Consider the following 12,065-nt stretch of genomic DNA (forward strand, 5'->3'; position numbering starts at 1 on the left):
CGCGGGCTGGAACGATAACTATCTGACCCGGCTCCTAACCTGCGCCCGCGAAAATAACCGAGCGGCTGCTCCCTAGATTTGATGCGTAAGCCCTGAGTTTACCGACCCGGCGTACCGGACGCCACTGGAACAACTAACCCACTGCTATGGGGTGCGCACGTTTGAGCGGGGGCTCAACTGGTTTGGCTTGCTTGGTCCCGAACCCCAGTCGGCGGTACTGCACCGACCGGACCAGCAACTGCGGGCATCTCCGCAGCTGGCCCAGCTCTTTGATGTGCTGCAAGGGCCTGCGTAGGTCTTGCTCGCCAGATGCGACTTTCGGACCACCCTTTTAACCAAGGTCAGCACTGGTAGCCATGTAACATTTGGACCAAACTTTTAACCAAGGCCGGCGGTGAAGGATAGACGGGTGGTAAAGAATTGCTGGTCACGCATCGGTGCTACGACTTCGGTTTAAGGGTTTTTGTGGTTTGTCAACTTACCCATTCACCGTTGGATTACGGGGGGGCAAGGTAGGTAAATCCGGTGTCTGCCGCGCGCTATGCACCGGATTAAGCTATGCACCGGATTAAATGGACTCTATCAAGCGCCCTGCGAGGGGTGGTAGCGGGAGCCAACGTTCAGCAAAAGGGCCCTCCGGCAAAGTGGTTAGTAGTCCAGCCGTCACGCGCGATATTTTCCACGGATTTGGGCGGTGGAGGCAACTTAAGAACGCGATGGGAGTACTACTACTGACCAGTCATTCTTTCCACTTTTTAAAGCGTCTTCCCATGTTAGCAATGGATTTCCGGGGCCCCAGAAGGGTCCGCGCCGTTCAAAAACCCATGCCCGAAATTTTGCATCCCGAGGATGCGATTGTGAAGGTTTTGCGCACGTGCATTTGCGGGTCCGACCTGCACTTGTACAACGGCAATGTGCCGGACACCCGCGTCGGCATGACGTTTGGCCATGAATTCATTGGGGAAATCGTGGAGATTGGCTCCGAGGTGACCGAGGTGAAAGTGGGCGACCGGGTGATGGTGCCGTTCAACATTGCCTGCGGGCGGTGTATCTGCTGCAAGCAGGGCATGTACGGCAACTGCTACGAATCTAATTCCGAGTCTACGGCCGGTGGCGGCTTTTTGGGGTATTCGCATACCGGGGGCGGCCACAACGGCGGCCAGGCCGAATACGCCCGGGTACCCTACGCCAATTTCGGCCCCACGGTGATTCCGGCGGGCATGGACCTCGACGACGCCGTGCTGCTCACCGACATCACGCCAACCGGCTACCAGGCCGCCGAAATGGCCGGCATTCAGCCCGGCGATACGGTGGTGGTGTTTGGCGCGGGGCCGGTGGGCATTATGGCGGCGCGGTGCTGCTGGCTGTTCGGCGCAGGCCGCGTCATCATCATCGACCAGTACGACTACCGGCTGGAATTTGCCAAGAATTTCGCCAAGTGCGAAGCCTACAACTTCCGGACCGACATGGACGACCCGGTCATGTTCCTGAAGAAAATCACCGATTGGATTGGCCCCGATGCCTGCATCGATGCCGTGGGGGCCGAGGCCGAAGGCAACGTCATGCAAACCATCACCGGGCGCAAGTTGCTGCTCCAGGGCGGCTCGGCTACGGCGCTGCACTGGGCCATCAACGCGGTGCGGAAAGGCGGCGTAATTTCCATTGTGGGCGTGTACGGCCCGACCGACAACCTCATCCCCATCGGCAACGTGCTCAACAAGGGCCTGACCATTCGGGCTAACCAGGCCTCGGTGAAGCGCCACCTGCCCCGCATGATTGACCACGTGATGAACGGCATCCTCAAGCCCAGCTTGTTAATAACCCACCGCATTCCCTTGGAGGAAGTCGCCGAAGGCTACCACATTTTTTCGGCTAGGCTTGACAATTGCATCAAGACGGTCCTCATCCCCCCCACTGCTAATCGCTAAGCCGCGCCTCATGAAAAAGACCGCACAAGATTTTGCCCACATCCCCGGCTGGGGCATCGATGCCGACCCCAAAAACGACCCCACGTATCCAAACCGGCACCGCACCGGCGAGGAACACGACGGCCGCTCCTGGGAGCGGCCCACCCAACAGGTCCTCGACCGGGAAGTGCTGCACTCCATCGAGCGGCCCGATTACACGGCCGTGGTCGGCAACTCAGTGCCCCCTTCGGGCCTGAGCGGCATGATTCGGCGCTTCGCCTTCAAGTACAGCGAAAACAGCTACCTCCACTGGCTGCCCCTGGTAATGGCCGACAAGGTGAATGTGGTGGAAGGCCTGCTGGATGACCTAGCGCATGGCACGGTGCCCAACATCTGGGCCGAGAAGGGGTACAACTCCGAATGGAAACACGACAAGAAGAGTCTTTTCATTAAGCTCGGTACCGTGGCCGCCCTGACGGCCGGCGTGGTGTACTTAATGACCTCAAATAACAAGGGTTCAAAGCCAAAGCGGGGCTAGCGCGTGGTCCGCTCGGGCGACCACCACAACCGAAACCGTGGATAGTAATCCTTGCGATTGGTGAGAAAACAGAAGCGCCAGCCCCAAAGGACCGGCGCTTCTGTTTTCATGAAGTCAGGTTTATCCGTTTAGTAAAACGAGGGTGGCTGTTGCAGAACTCTTGGCAATGACCTAAAAAGCCGACTAAGGGGGCGGCAAGCGAATGGAAAGGCCCAGGCAGGGCTCTTTTTGGCCTTCTTATAGCAGCGGGGGGATAAAATTACTCTAAGCCTACTGCCTGTTGAAATAGGTGTCCATCAATCTTGGTCGTCACGCTACTGAGTAACAGTCGCTAGGTTCAGAAACTGCGTTCATAGCTGAGGGCTGGCAGAATGGGAAACAAACTCAGCTGATAAAGCCGCCGCTGCCCCTTTGTGAAATAGCTGTCGTTCTCGCCTGAGCTGTAGTAGATGTAGTACGGATTGTGCCGGCTGTAGGCATTATAGGCCCCCACCCGCCAGATTCGTTCCCCGTACTTGACGGACTTGGTAAAGGTGGCGCCCAGGTCCAGGCGGTGGTAGGCCCGCAGCCGGTAGCTGTTTTTGTCGCCGTACACCTCGGCTTCGGGGTAGAGGTAACGGTCCGATGGGGCCCCGGCGATGAGGCCGTAGCTCTGGTCGATGACCTGGTAGTTGCCCTGGGCCAGCGTTAAGGCATTGCCAGTCCCATAGGTCCACGTTGGGTGTTGTTAAACAAATAGGGGAAAACCTCCGACCCAGGCGCACAGCTATCTGGTTTTCATGATTAGTATTCTGTTTGACAGTGTGTTACCCGGTATGTGACCAAAACGACAGTGTTAATGTTCGTTTTCGCTCGTCTTTTCCGATTGGGTTAAGGAGCGTGTAAAACTATCATCCCTCGCTACTCTTACGGCGCATTTGAACCTTATCACTAGCAGTCAAGCTAATTGGCATCCGAGTCGGAGGTTTTCCCCTGTTTGTTTAACAACACCCCTTCTACCGGGGCAATGCGCTGCTGATAAGCATCCTCGCGAGCCTGCGCCTTGGCAGCGGCTACGGCGCGCATATGCGCGAGACGGTCAGCGGGAATGCGGCGGGCGGGGCGGTACGTGCGTTTGGCTTTCATTGGGGCAGTTGGGGAAAAATGAGTGGTGGACATATCGGATTAGAACCAAGGGTCAGCCTCCCACGCCGCTAGCTCGTCGGCCGTGAGTGTCGCGGGCTGCTGCAACTCCTCATCAGCGGGGTCATAGCAGTCAGCTAATACCTCGCCGGGCGCAAGCTCAAAAGCGTCGTGATGCATGGTTTAGGGGTGATTTTGAGTTCGTTTCCCATACTTACAAAACATCATTACCACCAATTTATTTGCATTTTATACAATTATTATTTGTATTAAATACATTATTTTGTCCGTGTGAAAGTGCCAATGCTAGTCGAGTGAGCCAGTAGCATTGCGCTGCTGCCAGACCTTTTTTTTCCATTGCCCCCTGCTGTTTGAGGTGTATGGCCTGTGCAGCGAAATGGACAAGGCATCCAGAGGATGGAAGCCTATTCTGCTGGCCATTGCCGCTATGTTAGCTTCGCACCTGACAATACCTTATCCGATTCTTTCCTAGACAGCATGAGTCCTGACCCCTATAAGCAGAGCTTAACCGATGCCGCCGCTAGGCTGGTACATATTCGGGAGCTACTATTCGACGCTACTTTTCAGGTCGCCATCGCCAACGAATTGAGAGACTGGTCGGACACCGTGGAGGTGGGAGAAGTCCACACCATCTCGAAAGAGCTATTGGAAAGCTGCAGCGACCCAAATGTTCAACTGCTGACCAAGCTGCTTACCAATGTGGAGAGAACCTGCGACTCACTGCTGAATCTCAATAGCCTGGAGTTGGAAGAGGAAGACCCTGACTAAGGATGCGCTAACTATTCTCAGCGAGGTGCCGCAAGCGAAATCGTTAGTCTTTATTATTGCTATTACAGCAATTTAAAAATTTATAATTACTACTAATACAACTACTTATCCCATTTTTAAAATGCTTGCAATTCGTTAGGAGCGGATGAATTCGCGGTGTAATGTTGTGGCATCTATTACCAATCAGCCCAGTGTTACGCATGCTCTCTTCCCACCAAATCGAGACTTTAAAAGCCGGCAAAGCGGCCCATCTACCGGCCAGCCGTGTCATCATCGAGGCTGAATTGCCTTCATCGACTTATACCAACTTTCTGTACGACGAGTGCTGGCTCACGGACCAGGCCTCGCTGCCCGAGCTGCTAGAAGGCCTACGCGTAGCGGGGTCACCTGAGCTGGGAGGATTCATCTGTCATTACTATCACACTGCACTGGCAGGGCGGCTGCCGCAAACCCGTTACCTCATTGAGCAGCGGGTGCCTTTTGCCGCTGAGTTCAGCGAGTACCTATTGGCCGCCGACCGCCGCAACTATAGCCGGCCGAAGGAATGGCTTCAGTACCTGACGCAGCAGATTCACGAGGCTCAGCCCGAAGACATCAACTACTTCTTCACGGAGATAGCCGCCACGCTTCAGCATCACCTGGTGGTGCGGACAGAAACCAAAATCTTCCGCATCACGGAGCTTGAGTTTTACTATCACAGCCGAAACCACCCCGACCCTTACGTACACAGAGACGCGGAACAGCTAAAGCCTCTGCACTGGTATTTCAACAAGGCTACCAGTCTAGACCTTACGTTTGGCGACCGGGACAGCAACAGCTTTGGTGGCATTCTGCTGCGTGGGCTTCAATTGCTGAGCATTGCCCCTTCTGACGAGGTAACGCCTTCCTACCCCTACATCATGGGCCCGCAGCTCCTGACCAGAGCGCTGGTGGCCAGTTGGGGCAGCGCGCTGAACGGCGCGACGTACCTTTCCCTGGAGGAGAATCCTACCCCGACGGAAGCACCGCCTGCGGCCTGGCGCACGGCCCGCGTAGGGCTAACCTTTCGGCCTGACGAAGAAGACACAGTGCTTCCCTACGTGACGCGGCCTTACCGCTTTCTGGCCGATGAAGGCTACTTATCTCGCCTCAAGAACAAGGAAAGTATCTGCAAGCAGCAGCGCATGGATGCTGACACAGTGCGCCGCATCCTGGGCTATAAGCCAGGCTGGCTATGATTGCGGCCAGCCCAGTTGCCCGCTTCTACCTGGCCGATACCCTCGCCCAGCGGCACCCCGCTACCGCGAAGGCCCTCATTGATGCGCTGCTTAAAAGTGGGGCGACAGTCGCTACCCTGCCCGGAACCCGGGATATCTGGGCACGGGATTTTATGCCCGTGCTCACTGCCCGCGGCCATTTGATGCAGTTTCGCTACTTCCCGGATTATCTGCGTCCTAAGCGGTGGCATACAACCATCACCGATGGCGCTACGGTAGTACACCAGCTGGGCCTGCCGTTCCAGCGTAGCCCGCTTATAGTCGACGGTGGCAACGTGGTCAGCCAGTTCGGCCGGGTACTTATGTCGGACAAAGTGTTGTGCGAAAATCCCACGGTGCCCCGCTCCCACCTGCTGCGCATGCTGGCCGATGCCTTGGAAGTAGATCGGATTGACTTGATACCGGCTCACCCCGACGACTTCACCGGCCACGCAGACGGATTAGTGCAATTGCTCGATGAGCGAACGGCCCTAATCAACGACTGCCGCCGGCATGAGCCCATCATCTGGCAGCACCTGCAGAAGGCGCTACGACGCGCCGGCTTCGACTGTGTACCCTTGCCCTACAATCCCTACCAAAACGCCAATTACACGTCGGCAGTGGGCGAGTACATCAACTTCCTGAGTGTAGGAAAGACGTTGATTATTCCTATCTACCACCAAGCAGAGGATGAGTTAGTCATGCGCCGCCTGCAGGAACTTTACACCGACTTTGAAATAATCCCGCTCGATGGCAGAGCGGTGGCCAAGCAAGGCGGAGTATTTCACTGCGTGACGTGGGATAATCCCATGTAGCTGACGATTTTCAATTTCTGTTTCTGCGCTGGCTTATACTGTAGTAGTTGGCGGAGCGAGCTTATTCAGTAATGATAGGTAAGAAGGTCTGCCTGGAAGACGTCTTAGCTTAGCGGCAACAATCGCCTCCCGAACCTCACGACGAGTGTAGGATTTACTCTGTTGCAAACCCGTAGCAGCGCAGAACGCAGCAAAACAGGCCGCATCCAAGCTTAGCTGCTGCACTGCATCGTTAGAGTTTAACATATCTCCCTCCCGTTCTTGATATGCATTATCCAATTGCCGGAGAGCAGCGAAAGCGGCAGGTAAATGGTCATTGCGATGAGCTTCAGCGTATTGATTGCGAAAACGAATCGCATAGAAAGGCCAAAGATTCCCCCCCTCACCAATCTTGGCCACGGCACAGGCACCAATTTGATGAACAACTCTAACTGAGTAGCCAATGAGTCGGTACTTGGTGAAGGCAAACCTATTCTTCATATTGAGTTAGAACGACTGCGAGGTCACTTCGAGAAACAGAAATGGCATTTGACAAGGAAGGATTCCGCGAATGGTTGAGCACATTTTCTTATAAGTCTGCTCCTGAACAATACCCCTATTATTTACAGATACTTGAGGACCAGTACCAGTGGGATACAGACAGCTTATCTCTAGAGGAATTCGCAGTTGCAGACGCAAGATTATCTCAAGAGATTGATAGCCGAAAACAGGCCGGAGTGTACGATAAAAAAGACACAAACAATCTCGCTAGCTACCTATCTGCCTTCCGCAGCTATAGAGAATACCTGCTCCAGCGCGACAAGCAAAATGCTTAATGGCAGCGAAGACCGTCATTTTGGTCTAATTAAGGGAAAGCTCACTTTTTTTTGAGTTTTCGTGGCTGCTCGTTTTTCATAATAGAGCCTTCTCTTTCAACTGGTTCAGCCGAAGCTCCCGCTTCTTCAGTTGCTTCCGCCGGCCGGTTCTGATACTCGTCGCGGATGAGGTCGATAAGCTGCTGCTCGGGCACTCTTAGCAGCGCAGCCAGCGCCAGCAGCTCCTTTATGGTCAAGGTTTCGGGTTCCTTGATGCGGCGCTGAGCCGTGCGGTGGTTGATATCTAGCCCCTCCGTGAGCTGCATAATCTTGGTACCTGTCTGCAGCAGCAGTTCGGCGAGAGTACTGGCCGTAACAGTGGCAGCCCGCGCCTGGATGGAAATGAGGTGACGTGTCATGAGCAAGGCTACTTTCTGCTGGGAAGGGGAAGCAAAGGATTTTTAATGGCTCGGAATGAGCGTTGGGGCGGCTCGCCGGCCCGCACCTGGGTCAGTAGCGCTTCTACCTGCTTCGGTTCGAGTGGCTCGCGCATGGGGCCAATGAAGGTGAATCCTCCGAATATGCTCTCGTCGCCGTGCACGAAGCGTAGCAGGTAGTAGCGGTCGTCATACGGCGCAGCGTATCGCACCAGCATTACCAGCGCCGGCGGAGCAATGGCGTACTGCTCACAGAGCTTACCGGCCAGGTCTACGACGCCTAACGCAATACGGTCCCAAAAGAACTGGGGCAGGTCAAGGGCAATGGCCCACCCGTGGGCCGGGTGAACCAGCACCTCACACCGGGCCGATTGGGCCTGGTCATCAAAGAAATAGAAGGGCTCGGCTTGTTGAATACCGGGGATGCGAAGCAGGCTTTCCAATAGTACGGGGTCAGGAGTGAGAATGCAGGCGTTGTGCCTGGCTTACGTACAGGCGCGCCGTTAGTAGCAACAGAGCGGGAAAGCCGGACGGCCGACCTGCGCTTTCTCGCGGAGTAGTATCGCGTCCTCCCACCGCTCACTCTCCAGCAATGCCAGCGCGGCCCACCGGCAGACCTGCCTGGCATCCGACGCGGCAGCCATCAGCTGGCCGGCCTTCTGTCGGCGTTCGGCAGAAAAGGCCGGGTGCTTGAGTACAAGCGCCAGCCAAGCCCGGGCCTCTTTTAGCGGTAGCGGGTCAGTTGTAAAGTGGTCAATGGGAACGGAAACAGCCATAGCTATTCTATGCACAATGTACGAAGCATAATTGCACTTATTGCGAAACCAGTAGGTAGTGGCCTATTTGCCAAACATCCCGGTCGGCCACTGGCCAACCGGGATGCTGCAGGCATTACTTCATCATCTCCGACCTCATGAGCAGAACCGGGCCGGCTACCACGTCCACGGGGGAATATTGGTCGAGCGGGTAGGTTTCGTACCACAGGGCTGTGGCCAGCGGGTTAATGGGTCGCTCCTTGAATTTGCCCTCGTCGTCGAAGACCAGAATCCAGTCCTGATAAGCGCCGTGCTGGGGATGGTGCACGTCGATGTAGTCACAGTCGAGAGTCGCATACAGCTGCGCCAGCTTGAATGTCCTACCCTTCACGGGCCGGACTTCCCGGATACTGCCGTCGATGCCCAGCAACATGGCCACGCCCTCGGCCGGGAGCATGGCGTGGTGCTGGCGGGCGAAGTATTCGCCCAAGGCCTTCACGCTAGCCAGTCGCTGCCCGTCCGCGAGTTGAAAAGGGCCGTGCTCGTAGGCATGGGTGATAAACCGCTTGCCGGTGGTGCCGCACAACGCCACGATGCTCGTTTGGTCGGGCTGCTCGGCTTGCACCTGCACAAACAGGCGCGGTGGCAAGGGTTTCCAAAACGGCTGCTCCTGCTCGTCTCCGGCCAGTATCTGGCTACTGTGTAGGCTGAATAAAAGCGGTTCAGCCGCCACGGCTGCCGCCGCTGGCGGGGTAGGTTCGTCGTCCACCCCATACAGCAATGCCTCCGCCACTGGCCCAGAACCATCCTTGAATTGGTAGTGCCAAGCACCCTGCACAAAGTCGCGGGCTGCTACCGTCAGCGGCTGCCCTACCCCAAAAAGACGCACGGCCTGCCCGGGATTAAAGCGCGCCGGCGCGGTTCCGGCCGGTACTGGGTGAGTTAGACCTTTCACCCAGCGCAGGCCCTGTGGGCCACGAAACCGCACCTGCTCGCCCGCCGCCACCGAAGCAGCCTCGGCCCTATCGTCGGTGCGGTTGAGGTAGCCGTTCAACTCTGCGCGGCAGTAGGCTGCTGCCTCAGCTATGGTAGCGAACAGCGCCGCGGGGAAGCTGTCCCCGTACCGGCGGAGAACTTCAAATTGATAGCTGGCAAGATGGGTGTTTTCCATGCTACAAAGGGTATTTTGGGTGATTATTGATTCTAAATGGTCAACATTCGCCCTCTCCCCTAAGTTGCATTTTATACAAATTTTAATAGTATTTTGTACAATGTTTTATTGTCTTCTTGTGTCTCTGATTGCCACGCAAAAACTCAAAAGCCTTTCCGGCCGCGTGACCGAAAAGGCTTTTGGTAGCTCTGTGCTACAGGAAGGGCTTCTACTGCGCTAAGACGTGGCCGGGGCTAGGATGCTGATAAGCCGTTCAATAGGAAGTCGGGGGGGTGAAGGGATGCGTGCCGCCCCACGCGTGAACTTTGATACGGCGCACATCTTCGTCAGAGAGACTCACATGGCCAAGCTCGGTTTGCCCCCTGAATACATGGCAATGATTGCCGAACATATTCAGGGTGAAAGTAAAGGGAACGTGTTCGTCGAGTAGGTGCAGAAGCGGGTAGTATGCGGTTGACATGGAAACAGAGAGAAATGGTACACCTAGAATTTACAACATAAATGTCATACTTCCTCTGCTTCCCTTAGTTCTCCTGACCTTTCGGCTTGGTCGTCGTCCAGTCCATCCACTTCCGCTCAGTTTGGCAGTGGGTGCATTGCATCAGCAGTTCCGTTCCTACGGGGTAAACTTCCAGCACTTCCAAATGGGCGTGCAGCGTATCCTCTCCGCACGTCACGCAAGCCAGCAGCTCGGTGCCAGCCAGCTGCTCTTCCAGAAAATGTAGTTCGTCGTCCTGCATAGCAGCAAGGTACGAGGCTTAGCGTTCGATACCACCGCTGCTACGGCCGGCACTGGGGCTACTACGCTCCTGCACCGGGGCAGTGGCCAGCACTTTGGCTGAGCTACGCAATTCATCCAAGTGCTTGCTGCTGCCAAGCCCCGGCAGTTTCTCGGCCGCGTCGAGAGACCGGCGGAAACTCTCCGCGTTGGGCCCGACAATTACCGGGTTACGCGCCACGTCCTTCGCTACCTCGAGCAGGCTGGCCCCGGCGGCGGCCTGGCCATGGGTATTCAGCACCTTGGCCACCTCGCGGGCGGCAGCGGCAAATACGGGCTGAGCCTCGGCGTGCGTTCTGGGGGCTACGGGAGCCGGCTGTTCGGTGCTCCTTGCCGCTGAAGCCGCGGGCTGCAGCTGTATTGGCGGAGCCACCAGCTCCTTGCCTTCAGCAAGCTGAAGTACCTGCACCGAAGCGGATTTCAGGCGCTGGGCGTCGGCCAGGTCGAGCGGGGTATCCTTCATGGCCGGGTGCTTCAAAATCTTATCCGCTGCCTGCTGAAACTCGGTAATGCTTTTGCCCTGGATGGCCTTGGGGTCAAGGTTCACGGCCTCCACCTGCTGCCCCAGCCGGATTCCCTGCTCCCGGTTGCCGGGTCCGGGCATGTTGGCCACCACACTGGCTACGCGGTAGCCGGTCACCTCCAGCTCCCGCCGGGCATCCATTGCCTTCATTGCTGGGCTTAGCTCCGGGGCGGGTGTTACCGCCTGGCTGGGGTTGCGCAGTCCCTCCCCTATTGCCCCGGCCGTGGGCGTAATGATTTGCTGAAACATCTCCTTCAGCGGCTGCAGGTTCTTGGCCGCCTCGGTGGGCGGGTACTGCCGCACGATGGCCAAGTCGCGGCTGCGGTTCAGAATCTCCGGGCTGGCCCGGTTAAAGTCCACATCGTAGCCTGCTTCCTTGCCCAGCTGGGTGAAGGTGGCCTGAATGGTCCGGCCGTTGCCGTCCCGGAAGGCATGGGCATGGTTGTACTGGTCGAGGTAGTAGGCCGCCCGCTCGGCAAACTTCTCGGCCGACAGACCTTTCAGGTTGTTCTCGCGGTTGAGCTGCGCCCCGATAGCATCCAGCCGCTCAGGGATTTCTTTATGGGGCGCGTACGTCATGGTTTCACGAAAGCCGGTGACACGGGTGTCCTTGTGGCCCTGAAACTCGCGGTCGGCCCGAGTTTCGCCGGCCCACTGGTATACGCCGCTGAACAGCCGCTCGTGCACCTGCTTCAGGTGGGCGTGGTCGTACCTCCCACCCTGGATGCCGCCTTGCATGTTGAGCAGCTTCAATCGTGGAATGGAGGAATCTGACTCAGCCTGCGCCAAATCCTCCTTGTTGGTAATTCCGATCTTGTTCAGCCGCACGCCATTCTCGTCGCTGAACCGGTCATTGAGCACCGCCATTATTACACTTCGCTGGTGGGCGTGCCGGCTACCGATTTGGCCGCGTAGCGGGCCCTGAGCATCTCGTCGGTTAGCTCGATGACCTGCTCAATCGTCAGTTCGCCGTCGACGTGGCGCTGCATCAGGGCCAGGGCCTCCGGGCTGGGCGCGGGGCCGTTGCTCATCATCGTGGCAATGGCGTTGTTGCTGTCGTGCTCACGCTGCTGGCGGGCGGCTAACTCTTCGGCAGTGAGGCCGGCCGGGGCGGGCGCAAAGAAGGTCTTGCTCATGGCTTTTCAGAAATGGGAAGTGGTACTGGAAGTGGTACTATTACAACGCTTAATCGGCCTTATTC

At 56.8% G+C, this 12,065-nt stretch carries 18 protein-coding genes; 7 read left to right on the top strand and 11 right to left on the bottom strand.

Features of this window, described 5'->3' with window-relative positions; translation table 11 throughout:
* Nucleotides 1–151 precede the first annotated feature (151 nt).
* The 3 genes from CHB83_RS23940 to CHB83_RS21135 all read left to right on the top strand — a co-directional run bounded on the left by CHB83_RS23940 (nucleotide 152) and on the right by CHB83_RS21135 (nucleotide 2,445).
* Nucleotides 152–295, top strand: coding sequence for a hypothetical protein (locus CHB83_RS23940; protein WP_179225595.1), 144 nt, complete (start codon nucleotides 152–154; stop codon nucleotides 293–295).
* A 475-nt stretch (nucleotides 296–770) separates the two neighbouring features.
* On the top strand, nucleotides 771–1,928 hold the full coding sequence (locus tag CHB83_RS21130; RefSeq protein ID WP_089334159.1) for a zinc-dependent alcohol dehydrogenase: 1,158 nt from the start codon (nucleotides 771–773) through the stop codon (nucleotides 1,926–1,928).
* A 10-nt stretch (nucleotides 1,929–1,938) separates the two neighbouring features.
* Nucleotides 1,939–2,445 carry a hypothetical protein gene (locus tag CHB83_RS21135; RefSeq protein WP_089334160.1) on the top strand — a complete coding sequence of 169 codons (507 nt, stop codon included), beginning with the start codon at nucleotides 1,939–1,941 and terminating at the stop codon, nucleotides 2,443–2,445.
* A 337-nt stretch (nucleotides 2,446–2,782) separates the two neighbouring features.
* On the opposite strand, the gene CHB83_RS21140 is transcribed toward CHB83_RS21135, so the two are convergent.
* The 3 genes from CHB83_RS21140 to CHB83_RS23945 all read right to left on the bottom strand — a co-directional run bounded on the left by CHB83_RS21140 (nucleotide 2,783) and on the right by CHB83_RS23945 (nucleotide 3,747).
* Entirely contained in the window at nucleotides 2,783–3,040 is a 258-nt protein-coding gene (locus CHB83_RS21140; RefSeq protein WP_089334161.1) for a hypothetical protein, read from the bottom strand.
* A gap of 347 nt (nucleotides 3,041–3,387) precedes the next feature.
* On the bottom strand, nucleotides 3,388–3,570 hold the full coding sequence (locus CHB83_RS21145) for a hypothetical protein (protein ID WP_089334162.1): 183 nt from the start codon (nucleotides 3,568–3,570) through the stop codon (nucleotides 3,388–3,390).
* Nucleotides 3,571–3,609: 39 nt separating this feature from the next.
* A complete protein-coding gene (locus CHB83_RS23945; protein ID WP_179225596.1) occupies nucleotides 3,610–3,747 on the bottom strand; it encodes a hypothetical protein in 138 nt (45 codons plus the stop codon).
* 318 nt (nucleotides 3,748–4,065) lie between these two features.
* On the opposite strand from CHB83_RS23945, the gene CHB83_RS21150 reads away from it, so the two are divergent.
* The 3 genes from CHB83_RS21150 (at nucleotide 4,066) to CHB83_RS21160 (ending at nucleotide 6,406) form a co-directional block, all read left to right on the top strand.
* Nucleotides 4,066–4,356 carry a hypothetical protein gene (locus CHB83_RS21150; protein ID WP_143437230.1) on the top strand — a complete coding sequence of 97 codons (291 nt, stop codon included), beginning with the start codon at nucleotides 4,066–4,068 and terminating at the stop codon, nucleotides 4,354–4,356.
* 200 nt (nucleotides 4,357–4,556) lie between these two features.
* Entirely contained in the window at nucleotides 4,557–5,573 is a 1,017-nt protein-coding gene (locus CHB83_RS21155) for a hypothetical protein (protein ID WP_089334164.1), read from the top strand.
* Complete coding sequence (locus CHB83_RS21160; RefSeq protein ID WP_089334165.1) at nucleotides 5,570–6,406, top strand: agmatine deiminase family protein; 837 nt, start codon at nucleotides 5,570–5,572, stop codon at nucleotides 6,404–6,406. The genes CHB83_RS21155 and CHB83_RS21160 overlap by 4 nt, the downstream gene beginning before the upstream one ends.
* A gap of 33 nt (nucleotides 6,407–6,439) precedes the next feature.
* On the opposite strand, the gene CHB83_RS21165 is transcribed toward CHB83_RS21160, so the two are convergent.
* A complete protein-coding gene (locus tag CHB83_RS21165; RefSeq protein ID WP_089334166.1) occupies nucleotides 6,440–6,886 on the bottom strand; it encodes a hypothetical protein in 447 nt (148 codons plus the stop codon).
* A gap of 41 nt (nucleotides 6,887–6,927) precedes the next feature.
* Here CHB83_RS21165 and CHB83_RS21170 point away from each other — a divergent pair, with 41 nt between their 5' ends.
* Nucleotides 6,928–7,221, top strand: coding sequence for a hypothetical protein (locus tag CHB83_RS21170; protein WP_089334167.1), 294 nt, complete (start codon nucleotides 6,928–6,930; stop codon nucleotides 7,219–7,221).
* Nucleotides 7,222–7,262: 41 nt separating this feature from the next.
* Here CHB83_RS21170 and CHB83_RS21175 read toward each other — a convergent pair whose 3' ends face one another.
* The 7 genes from CHB83_RS21175 to CHB83_RS21210 all read right to left on the bottom strand — a co-directional run bounded on the left by CHB83_RS21175 (nucleotide 7,263) and on the right by CHB83_RS21210 (nucleotide 12,000).
* Complete coding sequence (locus CHB83_RS21175; RefSeq protein WP_089334168.1) at nucleotides 7,263–7,619, bottom strand: hypothetical protein; 357 nt, start codon at nucleotides 7,617–7,619, stop codon at nucleotides 7,263–7,265.
* Between the two features lie 8 nt (nucleotides 7,620–7,627).
* The gene (locus CHB83_RS21180) at nucleotides 7,628–8,080 is read right to left on the bottom strand and encodes a hypothetical protein (protein ID WP_089334169.1); all 453 of its coding nucleotides are present in this window, start codon (nucleotides 8,078–8,080) and stop codon (nucleotides 7,628–7,630) included.
* Between the two features lie 60 nt (nucleotides 8,081–8,140).
* Nucleotides 8,141–8,413, bottom strand: a complete 273-nt coding sequence (locus CHB83_RS21185) for a hypothetical protein (RefSeq protein WP_089334170.1) — start codon at nucleotides 8,411–8,413, stop codon at nucleotides 8,141–8,143.
* A gap of 115 nt (nucleotides 8,414–8,528) precedes the next feature.
* The gene (locus tag CHB83_RS21190) at nucleotides 8,529–9,563 is read right to left on the bottom strand and encodes a hypothetical protein (RefSeq protein ID WP_089334171.1); all 1,035 of its coding nucleotides are present in this window, start codon (nucleotides 9,561–9,563) and stop codon (nucleotides 8,529–8,531) included.
* Nucleotides 9,564–10,087: 524 nt separating this feature from the next.
* Nucleotides 10,088–10,303 carry a hypothetical protein gene (locus CHB83_RS21200; protein ID WP_089334173.1) on the bottom strand — a complete coding sequence of 72 codons (216 nt, stop codon included), beginning with the start codon at nucleotides 10,301–10,303 and terminating at the stop codon, nucleotides 10,088–10,090.
* An 18-nt stretch (nucleotides 10,304–10,321) separates the two neighbouring features.
* Nucleotides 10,322–11,731, bottom strand: a complete 1,410-nt coding sequence (locus CHB83_RS21205; protein WP_089334174.1) for a Fic/DOC family protein — start codon at nucleotides 11,729–11,731, stop codon at nucleotides 10,322–10,324.
* A gap of 2 nt (nucleotides 11,732–11,733) precedes the next feature.
* Nucleotides 11,734–12,000, bottom strand: a complete 267-nt coding sequence (locus CHB83_RS21210; RefSeq protein WP_089334175.1) for an antitoxin VbhA family protein — start codon at nucleotides 11,998–12,000, stop codon at nucleotides 11,734–11,736.
* Nucleotides 12,001–12,065: the final 65 nt, after the last annotated feature.

Source organism: Hymenobacter mucosus, from assembly GCF_900188255.1.
GTDB classification, from domain to species: Bacteria; Bacteroidota; Bacteroidia; order Cytophagales; family Hymenobacteraceae; genus Hymenobacter; species Hymenobacter mucosus.

Excerpts from the sequence above, each read along its gene's own strand:
- CHB83_RS21205 (WP_089334174.1), bottom strand. The coding sequence starts at position 11,731 with ATGGCGGTGCTCAATGACCGGTTCAGCGACGAGAATGGCGTGCGGCTG.
- CHB83_RS21165 (WP_089334166.1), bottom strand. The coding sequence starts at position 6,886 with ATGAAGAATAGGTTTGCCTTCACCAAGTACCGACTCATTGGCTACTCA.
- CHB83_RS21150 (WP_143437230.1), top strand. The coding sequence starts at position 4,066 with ATGAGTCCTGACCCCTATAAGCAGAGCTTAACCGATGCCGCCGCTAGG.
- CHB83_RS21200 (WP_089334173.1), bottom strand. The coding sequence starts at position 10,303 with ATGCAGGACGACGAACTACATTTTCTGGAAGAGCAGCTGGCTGGCACC.
- CHB83_RS21135 (WP_089334160.1), top strand. The coding sequence starts at position 1,939 with ATGAAAAAGACCGCACAAGATTTTGCCCACATCCCCGGCTGGGGCATC.
- CHB83_RS21175 (WP_089334168.1), bottom strand. The coding sequence starts at position 7,619 with ATGACACGTCACCTCATTTCCATCCAGGCGCGGGCTGCCACTGTTACG.
- CHB83_RS21130 (WP_089334159.1), top strand. The coding sequence starts at position 771 with ATGTTAGCAATGGATTTCCGGGGCCCCAGAAGGGTCCGCGCCGTTCAA.
- CHB83_RS21210 (WP_089334175.1), bottom strand. The coding sequence starts at position 12,000 with ATGAGCAAGACCTTCTTTGCGCCCGCCCCGGCCGGCCTCACTGCCGAA.
- CHB83_RS21185 (WP_089334170.1), bottom strand. The coding sequence starts at position 8,413 with ATGGCTGTTTCCGTTCCCATTGACCACTTTACAACTGACCCGCTACCG.
- CHB83_RS21155 (WP_089334164.1), top strand. The coding sequence starts at position 4,557 with ATGCTCTCTTCCCACCAAATCGAGACTTTAAAAGCCGGCAAAGCGGCC.
- CHB83_RS21145 (WP_089334162.1), bottom strand. The coding sequence starts at position 3,570 with ATGAAAGCCAAACGCACGTACCGCCCCGCCCGCCGCATTCCCGCTGAC.
- CHB83_RS23945 (WP_179225596.1), bottom strand. The coding sequence starts at position 3,747 with ATGCATCACGACGCTTTTGAGCTTGCGCCCGGCGAGGTATTAGCTGAC.
- CHB83_RS21190 (WP_089334171.1), bottom strand. The coding sequence starts at position 9,563 with ATGGAAAACACCCATCTTGCCAGCTATCAATTTGAAGTTCTCCGCCGG.
- CHB83_RS21170 (WP_089334167.1), top strand. The coding sequence starts at position 6,928 with ATGGCATTTGACAAGGAAGGATTCCGCGAATGGTTGAGCACATTTTCT.
- CHB83_RS21160 (WP_089334165.1), top strand. The coding sequence starts at position 5,570 with ATGATTGCGGCCAGCCCAGTTGCCCGCTTCTACCTGGCCGATACCCTC.